This window comes from Pseudomonas sp. PGPPP1 (genome assembly GCF_002255865.1).
Taxonomy (GTDB): Bacteria; Pseudomonadota; Gammaproteobacteria; order Pseudomonadales; family Pseudomonadaceae; genus Aquipseudomonas; species Aquipseudomonas cremoris.
Genome location: NZ_NKIG01000001.1, coordinates 189849 through 203008 on the forward strand (window position 1 = coordinate 189849; position 13160 = coordinate 203008).

14 protein-coding genes are annotated in these 13160 nt (G+C 61.4%); 7 read left to right on the forward strand and 7 right to left on the reverse strand.

The genetic code is table 11. The features are described 5' to 3' along the window. The first annotated feature begins 162 nt into the window (after window positions 1-162). On the forward strand, window positions 163-1068 hold the full coding sequence (locus tag CFE47_RS00895; protein WP_286835085.1) for a LysR family transcriptional regulator: 906 nt from the start codon (window positions 163-165) through the stop codon (window positions 1066-1068). Window positions 1069-1259: 191 nt separating this feature from the next. After that, window positions 1260-2054: a class II aldolase/adducin family protein gene (locus CFE47_RS00900; protein ID WP_185707007.1), complete on the forward strand. Its 795-nt coding sequence runs from the start codon at window positions 1260-1262 to the stop codon at window positions 2052-2054. Between the two features lie 133 nt (window positions 2055-2187). Here the strand turns inward: CFE47_RS00900 and CFE47_RS00905 are convergent, their stop codons facing one another. Then, entirely contained in the window at window positions 2188-3270 is a 1083-nt protein-coding gene (locus CFE47_RS00905; protein WP_286835086.1) for an LLM class flavin-dependent oxidoreductase, read from the reverse strand. A gap of 257 nt (window positions 3271-3527) precedes the next feature. Here CFE47_RS00905 and CFE47_RS00910 point away from each other — a divergent pair, with 257 nt between their 5' ends. After that, a complete protein-coding gene (locus CFE47_RS00910) occupies window positions 3528-4349 on the forward strand; it encodes an ABC transporter permease (RefSeq protein ID WP_286835087.1) in 822 nt (273 codons plus the stop codon). A 1-nt stretch (window position 4350) separates the two neighbouring features. Then, the gene (locus tag CFE47_RS00915; RefSeq protein ID WP_286835088.1) at window positions 4351-5151 is read left to right on the forward strand and encodes an ABC transporter ATP-binding protein; all 801 of its coding nucleotides are present in this window, start codon (window positions 4351-4353) and stop codon (window positions 5149-5151) included. Window positions 5152-5173: 22 nt separating this feature from the next. Here CFE47_RS00915 and CFE47_RS00920 read toward each other — a convergent pair whose 3' ends face one another. Then, window positions 5174-6013, reverse strand: coding sequence for an AraC family transcriptional regulator (locus CFE47_RS00920; protein ID WP_286835679.1), 840 nt, complete (start codon window positions 6011-6013; stop codon window positions 5174-5176). Window positions 6014-6123: 110 nt separating this feature from the next. On the opposite strand from CFE47_RS00920, the gene CFE47_RS00925 reads away from it, so the two are divergent. Together CFE47_RS00925 and glsB are read left to right on the forward strand one after the other, a co-directional pair. Then, window positions 6124-6534, forward strand: a complete 411-nt coding sequence (locus tag CFE47_RS00925; RefSeq protein WP_286835089.1) for a hypothetical protein — start codon at window positions 6124-6126, stop codon at window positions 6532-6534. 114 nt (window positions 6535-6648) lie between these two features. Continuing rightward, window positions 6649-7557 (forward strand): glutaminase B, encoded by a 909-nt coding sequence (gene glsB, locus CFE47_RS00930; protein ID WP_286835680.1) that lies wholly within the window; start codon window positions 6649-6651, stop codon window positions 7555-7557. A 58-nt stretch (window positions 7558-7615) separates the two neighbouring features. Here the strand turns inward: glsB and CFE47_RS00935 are convergent, their stop codons facing one another. Further along, a complete protein-coding gene (locus tag CFE47_RS00935; RefSeq protein ID WP_286835090.1) occupies window positions 7616-8443 on the reverse strand; it encodes an SDR family oxidoreductase in 828 nt (275 codons plus the stop codon). A gap of 110 nt (window positions 8444-8553) precedes the next feature. Here CFE47_RS00935 and CFE47_RS00940 point away from each other — a divergent pair, with 110 nt between their 5' ends. Further along, a complete protein-coding gene (locus CFE47_RS00940) occupies window positions 8554-9459 on the forward strand; it encodes a LysR family transcriptional regulator (RefSeq protein ID WP_286835091.1) in 906 nt (301 codons plus the stop codon). 183 nt (window positions 9460-9642) lie between these two features. Here the strand turns inward: CFE47_RS00940 and CFE47_RS00945 are convergent, their stop codons facing one another. From CFE47_RS00945 to CFE47_RS00960, 4 genes are read right to left on the reverse strand one after another with little or no spacing between them, the layout of a single operon-like run. Next, entirely contained in the window at window positions 9643-10911 is a 1269-nt protein-coding gene (locus tag CFE47_RS00945) for an NAD(P)/FAD-dependent oxidoreductase (protein ID WP_286835092.1), read from the reverse strand. Next, window positions 10908-11660: an amino acid ABC transporter ATP-binding protein gene (locus CFE47_RS00950; protein ID WP_286835093.1), complete on the reverse strand. Its 753-nt coding sequence runs from the start codon at window positions 11658-11660 to the stop codon at window positions 10908-10910. Before CFE47_RS00950 ends, CFE47_RS00945 begins: the two co-directional genes overlap by 4 nt. Continuing rightward, window positions 11657-12325, reverse strand: coding sequence for an amino acid ABC transporter permease (locus CFE47_RS00955; protein ID WP_286835094.1), 669 nt, complete (start codon window positions 12323-12325; stop codon window positions 11657-11659). Before CFE47_RS00955 ends, CFE47_RS00950 begins: the two co-directional genes overlap by 4 nt. After that, on the reverse strand, window positions 12322-13104 hold the full coding sequence (locus tag CFE47_RS00960) for an ABC transporter substrate-binding protein (protein WP_286835095.1): 783 nt from the start codon (window positions 13102-13104) through the stop codon (window positions 12322-12324). The genes CFE47_RS00955 and CFE47_RS00960 overlap by 4 nt, the downstream gene beginning before the upstream one ends. Between the last annotated feature and the right edge of the window lie 56 nt (window positions 13105-13160).

Consider the following 13160-nt stretch of genomic DNA (forward strand, 5'->3'; position numbering starts at 1 on the left):
GTTAATATGCTATTTTTTAATGATTAGCTTATAGCGGAAGGTAATTTAGAACTGGTCCGACTAGGGTTAGACGTTATCGATCACAGCACGGGCTATCCAGACAGCCTTCCTGCAACTATGCTTTGCACACATCTTAATGACTGTTCTCTATGTGCGGCCCAAATGAAAATTGACGATATCGATGCCTTTGTCGAAGTGATTCGTTGCCAGTCCATCAGCCATGCCGCCGAGTCGTTGCAACTGACCCAGCCGGCCATCACCCGTCGCGTGCAGAACTTTGAGCAGGCACTTGGGGTGGAGCTGTTCGACCGCAATACCAAACCCCTCAAGCCTACGCTGATCGGTACTCGCGTTTATGAGCAGTGCCGGCTGATCCTGCGCGAGATGGATGCCCTGCGCGAGCTGGTGGCCACCGACGCACCGCCCACTGGCCTGCTGCGCCTGGGCGTGCCGCAGACCATTGGCGATGTGGTGTTGCTGGATGCGCTCAAGCACCTGCGTACCGAATACGCCGACCTGCGCGCCCAGGTCGCCACCGGCTGGGGCAGTCAGTTGGTGGGCAAGATCGAACGCGGCGAGCTGGATGCGGCGGCGGCGTTGTTCCCGGCGGGCAAGATCTTCCCCGACAACGTGGTTGGCGAGTCCATCGGCAAGATGGAGTTGGTGGTGGTGTGTGCCAAGGCGCAGTTGCCGAAGAAGCCGTGCAAGTTGGCGGATGTGTACCAGAGCGGTTGGATATTGAACCCGGATGGTTGCGGCTTCCGTGCGGGTTTGCAGCGCACCTTGTCGGATCAAGGGTTGGCGTTGCGGGTGAACCTGGAAACCTTCGGCACTGAGCTGCAGTTGGGCCTGGTGGCAGATGGTTTGGGCCTGGGCCTAGTGCCGCGCCCGTTGCTGGAACGCAGCGCCCATCGCGATCAACTGGCGGTGATGCCGCTCAAGGACTTCAAGCCGGTGATGGATTTGTGGCTGATCTATCCGCACTTCCTGGGCAACTTGCAGGGGCCGGTGGATGCGTTTGGCAAACTGGTCGCGGCTTCCTTGCACAAAATCCGCGACGCTGCCTGACGCTACATCAAAGGCACAGCCGCATTTGTAGTGAGCGGGGGTAATCCCGCCTCTCACACTGACCGGTGTAGAAGCTGATGGAGTTATGAAAAAAAATAATAATTAGCTTAGATTAAAATGTGCTTTTTATTATTTTTTTGCATCCCATAGGCTTGCCTGGAAGTCCTTAAGGCCATCCAGGAAGTTTTGCCATGAGCAGCGTCACCTCGATTTCCAGTGTTTCCAACAATGTTCGCCAGCGCGTCACTCCGGAAGAATGGGAAGTGCGCGTCAAGCTGGCCGCCGCGTATCGCCTGGCGGCCTTGTACAAGTGGACTGACCACATCTACACCCACTTCTCCGCCCGCGTGCCGGGCCCGGATGAGCACTTCCTGATCAACGCTTTCGGGTTGCTGTTCGATGAAATCAGCGCCTCCAACCTGGTCAAGGTCGACCTCGACGGCACCATCGTCGACGACCCGACCGGCCTGGGCATCAACTACGCCGGTTATGTGATTCACAGTGCCATCCATGGCGCGCGCCATGACCTGCAAGCGGTGCTGCACACCCATACTCGTGACGGTATTGCGGTGTCGGCGCAGAAGGACGGTCTGTTGCCGATCTCCCAGCACTCCATCGGTTTTTCCGGGCGCGTGGCGTACCACGGTTATGAGGGCGTAGCCCTCGACCTGGACGAGCGCGAGCGCCTGGTGGCCGACCTGGGTGACAAGAGTGTGATGATCCTGCGCAACCACGGCTTGTTGACTGCAGGGGTGAGTGTGGAGCATGCGTTTCAGCAACTGCAGCAGTTGGAGCGCGCGTGCAATATCCAGGTGGCGGCGCAGGCGGCAGGCAATGCGGAGTTGATTTTCCCGCCGGCGGAAGTGGTGCAGAAGGTCGAGCAACAGGCCAAGGTGTTTGCCAGTGGCGATGGGCCGGGTGTGGCGCGGCATTGGAATGCGTTGGTGCGCCAGTTGGAGCGCACCGATACCGACTACAAAAACTGATCCAAGGTACACAGCAGATCAACATGTGGGAGCTGGCTTGCCTGCGATGCAAACACCTCGGTTATTCAGATGTACCGAGTTGATGCTATCGCAGGCAAGCCAGCTCCCACATCTGTTTTGCAGTGTTTTTGATTTAAGCGACTTGCTTGGACTGCTCGCGTTCGGCGATCAACTGGCGGGTGAGCGGGATCAAGCGTTTGCCGTAGTCAATCGCATCGTTCAGCGGATCAAACCCACGAATCAGGAACGTGGTAATGCCCAGGTCGTAGTAATCCACCAACGCCTCGGCCACTTGGTCAGCGGTGCCCACCAGCGAGGTGGAGTTGCCTTGCGCGCCGAGCAAGCCGGCAATCCCGGTCCACAAGCGCTTATCCAACCGCGACCCCTGCGCCGCTGCCGCCAGCAACCGGCGCGAGCCTTCATTCGGCGGTTCGCGGCGTACAAATCCATGCTTCTCGGCCAGTTCAGTGGCTTGTTGCAGGATGCTGTCGGCGCGCGCCCATGCCAGTTCTTCGGTCTCGGCGAGGATCGGGCGCAGCGACAGGCTGAAGCGAATCGTGCGCCCATGCTTGGCTGCTTCGGCGCGCACCTGGGTCACGATCTCGCGGACTTGTTCGTAGGTCTCGCCCCACAGCGCGTACACATCGGCGTGCTTGCCGGCGACAGCGATAGCGGCGGGGGAAGAGCCGCCAAAGTACAACGGAATATGCGGTTGCTGCGGTGACTTCACCGTCGAATAGGCGCCTTCGACCTGATAGTAAGTGCCCTCGAAATCGAACGGCTGCTCGCTGGTCCATTCCTGGCGCACCACACTCAGGTATTCGTCGGTGCGGGCATAGCGTTCGTCCTTGCCGATATGGCTGCCGTCGGCGCGCAGTTCGCGATCATCGCCGCCAGTAATGATGTGCACGGCGGTGCGGCCGCCGTTGAATACGTCCAGGGTGGTGAACTGGCGTGCGGCCAGGGTCGGCTGGGCAAAACCCGGGCGGTGGGCAATCAAAAATTGCAGCTTCTGGGTCACGCTGGCGGCGTGGGCGGCGATCAGCGTGCTGTCCGGGCTGTTGGAATGGAAGGCCACCAAGGCGCGGTCGAACCCGGCCTCTTCGTGGGCGCGGGCCACGGTTTCCACGTAGTCCGGTTGCAGGGTAGGGCCGCTGCGCGGGTGGATCTCGGAGGCGTGGTGGCCGCCGATGTAGCCGATGAATTCAATGCTCATGGTCTGTCCTTGTCGTGTACGGGATGGGCACCTCCACCGGGCAGGGGGTCGGCTATTCGCGTCCAAAAGTAGGGGCAGGGGGCGGGGCTGTAAAATGCCGTTTGGTTCTAACCTAATTATTAAAATGTTGAATCATTAATTGTTAGATGTATCAGTAATTTGCATCTTGTGTGTATTAGGTTATTCCTGGAAAGACTTTCACAGCTGTTTTTTATGCGATTAGCATGGGGTCCAGTCTAGATAAGGAAGCAAGCCTGATGACCGAGACGCTCTTCATCAACAAGCCCGCCGTTCAACTCAAGGCAACACGCAACTGGCGCACACCCGACGCGCTGTTGCGACTGGTCAGCCCCCTGGTGCTGTTGCTGCTCTGGGAGCTGGCCTCGCAGTTGGGCTGGATACCTTCGCGGGTCATCGCGGCGCCGTCGCAGATCGGCGGCACACTGTGGGCGATGATCGTGTCCGGCGAACTGGGCAAACACCTGCTGGTCTCCCTGCAACGCGCGCTGTTCGGCTTGGGCATTGGCGTGAGCATTGGTGTGGCGGCAGCGTTGATCAGCGGCTTGTCCCGACGCGGTGAGGTGATCCTCGATTCGCCCATGCAGATGGTGCGCACCATTCCGTCCCTGGCGCTGGTGCCGCTGTTTATCCTGTGGTTCGGCATTGGCGAATTCACCAAGATTGCCTTGATTGTCGTGGGCACCACGTTCCCGGTGTACCTCAACCTGTTCGCCGGCATTCGCAATATCGACCCCAAATTGATCGAAGCCGCCAACACCCTGGGCCTCAACCGCCGAGAGCTGATCTGGCATGTAATTTTGCCGGGCTCGTTGCCTTCGTTCTTCGTTGGCCTGCGCTATGCGTTGGGTATCTCCTGGCTGGCCCTGGTGTTTGTCGAGCAGATCAACACCACCGCCGGCATCGGCTTCCTGGCCAGCGATGCGCGGGACTTCATGCGCACCGACGTGATCGTGATCTGCCTGTTGATCTACAGCGTGCTCGGCCTGTTGATCGACGGCCTGATCCGCACCCTCGAACGCTTCGCCCTGGCCTGGCGCCCATCTTTTGTGAGGAACTGACATGTCGACACTTCAAGCGCCAGTGCAACTGCGCAATGTGGTCCGTCAATTTGGCGAGCAGCGGGTTATCGACGGCCTGGACCTGGACATCGCTCCCGGTGAGTTTGTTGCCTTGCTCGGCGCCAGCGGCTCGGGCAAGACCACTTTGCTGCGCAGCCTGGCCGGGTTGGACAGCATCGACAGCGGCCAACTGCGCGTGCCCAAGGCGCGGGCGGCGGTGTTTCAGGAACCGCGCCTGATGCCCTGGAAACGCGCCTGGAAAAACGTAGTGCTGGGCCTGCGTATTCCCGATGCCAAGGCGCGTGCGGTGCAAGCGCTGACCGAAGTTGGCCTGGCCCATCGCCTCGACGCCTACCCGGCGACCCTGTCCGGCGGCGAAGCTCAACGTGTCGCCCTGGCCCGTGGCCTGGTGCGCGAACCCAAGCTATTGCTGCTCGACGAACCTTTCGCCGCCCTCGATGCCTTGACCCGCATCAAGATGCATCGCCTGATCGTCGAACTGTGGCGCAAGCACACGCCTGCCGTGCTGCTGGTGACCCACGACGTGGACGAGGCGATCCTGCTGGCAGACCGCGTGATCGTATTGGAAAACGGCAAGATTGCCGAGCAACTGAGGATTGACCTGCCGCGTGCGCGCGACACCGGCCAGGAAGGTTTCCAGGCGATTCGTGCGCGGCTGTTGGGGTTGCTTGGGGTGCAAGTGGAGGCCGCCGTGGCGCGCTCGGCAGAGGCCAATGTGCGGCGGTTGCCGGTAACCGAGCACAGCCAGGTGGCGCGATCGGCTTTCAAGGTTGCCATCTAGCTCTACAGCGCAGAACCCGTGGTCAATTCAAGGCGATGGGCGCCACGGTGCTCTGGAGGGTACCGGCGCGGTCCGCCAGGTAACGCGCCGGCGGCTGGCCCACCGCTTTGCGGAACATGGTGATAAACCCGCTGGCGTTTTCATAACCCAGGTCCAGCGCCACCCGTTGCACACTCTCACCCTTGGCCAACCGTTGCAGTGACAGGATCACATGCAACTGCCGGCGCCAGCGCCCAAAACTCAGGCCCAATTCTTCCAGCAACAGGCGGGTCATGCTGCGCTCGCTCATGCCGATGCGCACCGCCCATTGGCTGAGGGTGGCTTTATCCGTCGGGTCGGCCAGCAGGCTGTCGGCCAGGCGCCGCAGCCTGGCGTCTTGCGGCATGGGCAAGTGCAACGCTTCGATGGGCGCAGCGGCCAGTTCATCCAGCAGCGTGTTGATCAGGCGACCTTGTGCGCCATGCTCTTCATACAGCAGCGGGAAGCTCACCGCTTTGCTGATCAGCTCATGCAGCAGTCCCGACACCGCCAGGGTGCAGCATTGCGGGGGCAGGGCGCTGGCGGCGTCGGGATCGATCAGCAGGCAATACACCTCCGCCTCCCCGGAGCCGCGCGCCGCATGGGCCGTGCCGCCGGGAATCCACAGTGCGCACTGCGGCGGCACGATCCAGATACCGGCCTCGATTTCACAGTGGATGACCCCGCGCAAGGTGTACATCAGCTGGCCCTTGCGATGGGCGTGGGGCGTGTGCTCCCAGGTGTCCGAGGTGCTGCTGGCGCCCACGGCCACCACGGCGCGCGGAAACACATCGGCATCCTTGGCCATAAGCGGGTCGTGCAGATCAAGGCGGTGGTGCTTCATGGCGGCGTTCGCAACTTGGCTGAAATGCGAAATAGTCTGGCTATTTTGTGCAATGCCGTCCAGTGGCTGGGTCACTATAGTGAGATCCACTCTCAACAAGGAGCTCTGCCATGCGACTCGACAGTTCAACTTTTCCTGTGGTGAAAATCGTCTTCGATGCCCCGAACGAAGGTGGCGCGGAGGATGCTTTCCGGGTGTTTGAAAACCTGCTGGCGCGCCAGCAAGCGTTCCTGCTGCTGCATGAAAAAGGCGTGGATGAAAACAACCACGAGCACTCCCATGAAGAGCGCAAGCAAGCGTCGATCTGGATGAAGAAGAACAAGCAGGCACTGCGAACCTACGTCCGCGGCATGATCCAGGTGGAACCCAGTGCGGCGCAGCGCCTGGCGCTCAGGCCATTTGCCGAGATGTTTGGCAAGGCCTGGGGTTATCCATTGCTGGTGGTGGAGTCCAGGGACCGCGCCTGGGCGCTGGCGCGGGATGTGCTGGATGAGCAGGTGTCGGATGTGGCGCAGTTCTGAGCAGTGCTGTTATCCCTTGTGGGAGCAGGCTCCCACATTGGGATTACGGCGCCTATTGAAGTATGCTCCGCGCCCCGCTTATTACCCATTCAATACCACATGACCGGACAAGACATGCAGGCGCTGCTGGAGTCGATCCTTGACGAAGTTCGTCCACTGATCGGCCTCGGCAAAGTCGCCGATTACATCCCCGCATTGGCCGACGTGCCCGCCAACCAATTGGGTATCGCGGTCTATGGCAATGACGGCTCCGCCTACTGTGCAGGCGACGCCGATACGCTGTTCTCGGTGCAGAGCATTTCCAAGGTGTTCAGCCTGGTGCAAGCCATCGACCACGGTGGTGAAAGCATCTGGGAGCGCCTGGGTCATGAGCCTTCAGGGCAACCCTTCAACTCGCTGGTGCAGCTGGAATTCGAACGCGGTCGCCCGCGCAATCCGTTCATCAACGCCGGTGCGCTGGTGATCTGCGACATCAACCAATCACGTTTTGCCGTGCCGATCCTGTCGATGCGCGATTTTGTGCGGCGCCTGTCGGGTAACCCGCAGATCCTGGTCAACAGCATCGTCGCCGAATCGGAGGCCCAACACGGCGCGCGCAATGCAGCCATGGCCTACTTGATGAAATCCTTCGGCAATTTCCACAACGACGTGGACGCGGTGCTGCACAGCTACTTCAACTACTGCGCGCTGCAGATGAGCTGCCTGGATTTGGCCAAGGCGTTCAGCTTCCTGGCCAACGAAGGCGTGAGTGCCCACAGCGGCGAGCAGATCCTGACGGCGCGTCAGACCAAGCAGGTCAACTCGATCATGGCCACCAGCGGGCTGTATGACGAGGCGGGTAACTTTGCGTATCGCGTGGGGCTTCCGGGCAAGAGCGGTGTGGGCGGCGGGATCGTCGCGGTGGTGCCGGGGCAATTTACGGTGTGCGTGTGGTCGCCGGAATTGAATGCGGCGGGTAACTCACTGGCGGGGATCAAGGCGTTGGAGTTGTTGAGTGAGCGGATTGGGTGGTCGGTGTTTTGACGGGCCGGGGATTTAGGGATCACGCCCTAAATCCCCTGGAGATCCACCCCGTCGATGATCAGTCCATCTCCGTACTCAGCGCTACCGCCTGCTGGCGCTCCAGCGCCGCCAACCGTTCAGTCAACGCTGCATGCACGCGCTCGTAGGCGCCGCTGCCCAGCAACAAACGCTTGGGCGCCGGGCTTACTGCGGCCACGTCCAGCATGGCCTTGGCCATTTTCACCGGGTCGCCGGTCGTCGCAAACTCGCCACTGGCCACGGCTCTGCGCACATCGCCGGCAGGCGTGTGCTCATACGCGGCCATGGGGGGAGGGCTGACCAGTGCGGCACCAAAGTTGGTGTGCGTCGGGCCGGGTTCGACCAGTGTGAACTCGATACCGAACGGCGCCACCTCTTGGGCGACCGATTCAACAAACCCTTCAATCGCCCATTTGCTGGCGTGGTACAGACTGAAATTCGGATAGGCCAACTGCCCGCCCTCCGATGAAACCTGCAGCACCCGGCCGCCGCCTTGTTCACGCAGAAACGGCAGGCAGGCACGGATCACCTGGATCGAACCCACCAGGTTGGTGTGCAGCTGTTGGTCGATCTGTTCGTCGCTGACTTCCTCTGCCGCGCCGAACAGCGCATAGCCTGCGTTGCTGACCACTACATCGATACGCCCCAACTCGGTGAAGGCTTGCCCCATTACGCGGCGGATCGCCGGTGTGTCGGTCACATCCAGCTGCGCCAACCAGAGCTGGTCGGGGTAACGGGCCTTCAGTTCGTCCAGGGTCTCGGGTTTGCGCAACGTCGCGGCCACGCGGTCGCCGCGTTCAAGCAATTGTTCTACAAGGGCTTTGCCGATGCCCGATGAGCTGCCGGTGACCAGCCAGGTGGTGTTCATGGATAAATGCCTCTGCGAGCCGCCGGGGTGGCGAACACCGCACACACCGTACTCCGTGAATACTGCTGCTACTATCGGTTCAATTCTGCATGAATCAGTGAAAATTACCCATGAATAAAGCGCCGCTGTCCCTCGCCGAACTCAATGCCTTGACGCTGATTGTGACCCATCGCAGCTTTCGCAAAGCCGCTGATGAACTGGGGCTGTCGGCTTCGACGTTGAGCCATATGATGCGCACGCTTGAGGCAAACCTGGGGGTGCGACTGCTTAACCGTACCACCCGCAGCGTGGCGCCGACGCCGGCGGGCGAGCGTTTGGTGACGCGTATGGCGCCGTTGTTGCGCGAGTTCGAATTGGCGCTGGAGGAGGTCAACGTGTTCCGTGACTTGCCCAGCGGCAGCCTGCGTATCAATGCGAGCGAACCGGCGGCGCGGATATTGATGGAGGCGATACTGCCGCAGTTCCTGGCGCGCTTTCCGCAAATGAGCGTCGACCTGGTGACCGATGGCCGCCTGGTGGATATCGTCGCCGAAGGGTTCGATGCCGGCATTCGCTTGGGCGAGTCAGTGCCCCAAGACATGATCGCGGTGGCGTTGGGGCCACCGATGCGATTCATCACCGTAGCGTCGCCGGGATATCTGGAACAACATCCTGCCCCGTCGACGCCGGACGATTTACAGCGGCACCGGTGCATTGCTTTTCGCATGCCCAGCGGTAAACCCTACCGCTGGGAGTTCGAGAAACGCGGGCAGTCGCTGACGGTGAACACCTCGGGAAACCTCACGCTGGATAACGTCGAAATCATGGCGGACGCTGCCGTACGTGGCCTGGGTATCGCCTACGTGCCGGAGCACACCGTGGCGCAGCACTTGAAGGCCAAGCGGTTGGTCAGCGTGCTGGAGAATTGGTGCCCGCCGGGGCCGGGGTTGTTTCTGTACTACCCGGGGCACCGCCATGTGCCCATTGGGTTACGCGCGTTTATCGAGGTGGTACGGGAGATCGCTGATGTTGGGTGACGTTACCGTTGTGCGGTCTAGCGGAAGCCAGCGGCCACGGTGCCGTAACGGCTTGCCAGCGAATTCGGCCATATTCCTGTAGTGAGCGGGCTTGCCCCGCGCGGCGTTGTGTCAGATAAGCGTGGAGTGCCTGACACGCCGCCGCGCGGGGCAAGCCCGCTCACTACAGAAATCGTGGCGAGGTCAGCTCACGTTGAGTCGATCCAACAGGCTATACCACGCCACCCCTGCGCCGATGTAAAAGCGTTGCAATCCATGCATCGGCAAGCGCTGCAACGGTGTGACCGGGTAGGCGAAGTCGGCCTCTCTGTCGCACAAGCGCGCGGCCAGTTGCTGGCCTAGGCTGGTACACAACGCGATGCCGCGACCATTGCAACCCAACGCCAACGTAAGCCCCGGCGCTGGTTCGTGCACATGGGGCATGAAGTCCCGTGTGATCGCGATGCGCCCGGCCCAGCGGTACTCGAACTCCAACGGGCCCAGTTGGGGAAATAGCAGCGCCAACGATCGTTCAAGGTGGGCGAAGTCCGCAGGCGCAGTGGGGTCGTTGAACAGCCCGCGCCCGCCCATCAACAAACGGCCGTGGCTGTCTTTACGAAAATACAGCAGCAGGCGTTGTGCGGTGGAAACGGTTTCCTGGCCTGGCAAAATGCTCTCGGCGACACGTCCACTCAAAGGCTTGGTCGCGACGATAAAACTGTTGGCTGCCAGGATGCTCTGGGCCATGCCCGGCCACAGGTTGCCGCTGTAGCCATTGGTGGCCAACACTACTTGATCAGCACTCACATGCGCGCCATTTGCGGTCGTCAGTTGCCAGCCCGAACCCTGGCGCTGCAACCCGGTCACCGCACTTTGCCCATGAATCTGCACGCCCGCTGCCAACGCCGCTGCCACCAGCCCACGGGCATACGCCAACGGTTGAATCGCCCCGGCACGGCCATCCAGCCAGCCACCGGCAAACGCCGAGCTGCCCATGCGCGAGGCCACGGCGTTAGCATCCAGTCGTTGCACGGGAACGCCGCGCCGGGCCCACTGCTCGGCGCGCGCGTGTAGCCCTGCCACGCCTTTTTCGGTGTACGACACCTGCATCCAACCCTTGCGCACCGGTGCGCAATCGATGCGGTGGCGTTCGATCAAGTTGAACACCAGGTCCGCCGAATTCGACACCGTCGAGATCAACGGCTCCGCACGCTGCGGCCCATACATGTGCACCAGTTGCTGCGGGTCATATTTGAGCGTTGGATTGACCTGCCCACCATTGCGTCCGGACGCGCCCCAGCCCGGCTCATTCGCTTCCAATACACACACGCTCACGCCGCGCTCGGCCAAGTGCAGCGCCGTCGATAAACCGGTATAGCCGGCGCCGACAATTGCCACGTCCACTTTCACCGATTCCCGCAGCGCAGGTGTTGGCACCGCTGCCGGTGCGGTGGCCGACCATAACGACTTCATGACAGGCTCCGCGTATCGCCAGTGGGATGCAGCACGCGGCGCAGGAAGTCCTGGGTGCGCGGTTGCTGTGGGTTGCCCAGTACTTGCTCGGCCGGGCCGCTTTCGACGATGTAGCCGCCATGCAGGAAGCACACGCGGTCGGCTACCTCACGCGCAAAACCCATCTCGTGGGTGACCACGATCATGGTCATGCCTTCATCGGCGAGGGTGCGCATCACCGCCAGCACGTCGCCCACCAACTCTGGGTCGAGGGCCGAGGTGGGTTCGTCGAACAGCATGGCTTCGGGTTTCATCGCCAGGGCGCGGGCAATGGCCACGCGTTGCTGTTGGCCGCCGGAGAGTTGTTCGGGATAGGCATCGGCCTTGGCGCTCAGGCCGACTTTTTCCAGCAGCACTAACGCCTCTTTGCGCGCCTGTTTCGCCGGCTCGCCTTTGACGTACACCGGGCCCTCCATCACGTTTTCCAGCACCGTACGGTGCGGGAACAAGTTGAAGCGCTGGAACACCATGCCCATGCGGCTGCGCAGGGCGTGCACGGTCTTGCTGGCGCGTTGTACGGTTTCGCCGAAGACGGTGATGGTGCCGCCGTCGTAGGCTTCCAGCGCATTGATGCAGCGCAGCAGCGTGGATTTGCCGGAGCCCGACGGACCGATCAGGCACACCACTTCGCCCTTGGCCACGTCCAGGTCGACGCCGTGCAGCACGCGGTGGCTGCCGTAATGTTTTTGCAGTTGGCGGATCTCGATCATGCTTTTTTCCTCCGGCCCAGGCGTTGTTCCATACGGCGCAGGCCATACACCAGCGGCAGGCTCATCAGCAGGTAGAGCAGGGCGACCAGGGTGTAGACGGTCATGTTCTGGAAGGTCGACGAGGCGATCAGCTGGCCCTGGCGGGTCATTTCCGCCACGGTGATGGTGGACACCAACGACGAGTCCTTGAGCATCATCACCAGCGTGTTGCCGTAGGGCGGCAGGGCGATGCGAAACGCTTGCGGCAGGATCACCCGGCGCATCATCAGCACCGAGCGCATGCCCAGCGCCTCCGCGGCTTCGCGCTGGCCCTGTTCCACGGCGATGATGCCGGTGCGAAAGTTCTCGGCCTGGTACGCCGAGTAGGCGATGCCCATGCCGATCACACCGGCATAGAACGCGGTGAGGTGCACGCCCATGTCCGGCAGCACGAAGTAGATGTAGAACAGCTGCACGATGATCGGCAGGCCACGGATCACGTTGATGATGGTGCTGGCGGCCCACGACAGCGCACGGATCGGCGACAGTTTAAGCAGTGCCAGCACCAGGCCGATGGCGCTGCTGAGCAGGAACGACAGCACGGTTATCTGGATCGTCACCCACGCGCCTTGCAGCAGGATCGGCAAGAAATCCTGGGCGTTTTGCAGGAATTCGACCAGGTTCATGGACGCACCTGGGTATCAAGTCCCCACTTCTTGAGGATAGTGTCCAGCGTGCCGTCGGCCTTGATGCTGGCGATGGCGCCGTTCAATCGCTCCAGGGTTTGCGCATCGCCCTTGCGCACCACCAGGCACACTTCGCCGACGTTGGTGGGCGTGTAGTCGGCGGCCAGTTTCACGCCTTTGAACAGCTTCTGGCGGATCTGGTAGGCGACCACCGGCTGGTCACCTACGGCCGCCTTGATACGGCCCAGCGACAAGTCGCGGACCATCTCGCCGATGGAGTCGTAGGTGCGGATCTCCTTGAAGATGCCGAGCTTGTTCAGCTGGTCGTAGAACACCGTGCCGGCTTGCACACCGACGATTTGATCCTTGAGCGGCGTCAAGTCCGGGTAGGCCGCGTTGTCGTCGGCATTGACGATCAGGCCTTCACCGTAGGCGTACACCGGGGCGCTGAAGTCGACGACCTTGGTGCGCTCCTCGGTCTTGAGCATGCCGGCGGAAATGAAGTCGAGCTTGCCGGAGGTGAGGGAGGGGATCAGTGCGGCGAAGTTGGTCTGTTCGATCTGGCTGGTGAAGCCACCAGCCTTGCCCACGGCCTCGGCCACATCGACCATCACCCCTTGAATGCTGTTGCTCTTGATGTCGAGGAAGGTAAACGGCGAACCACTGGCCGTTGCACCGACTTTGTACGAGGACGCACTTTCTGCGTGCACGGCGCTGGCGCAGAGCGTGGCGCAAACTGCAAAGGCGAGGCGGCGAAACAAGGGCGAAAGACTGTTCATCGGGTTACTCCAGAAGGAAAACGGATCGTCAGTACCGCAAGCGGCTGGTGATGAAA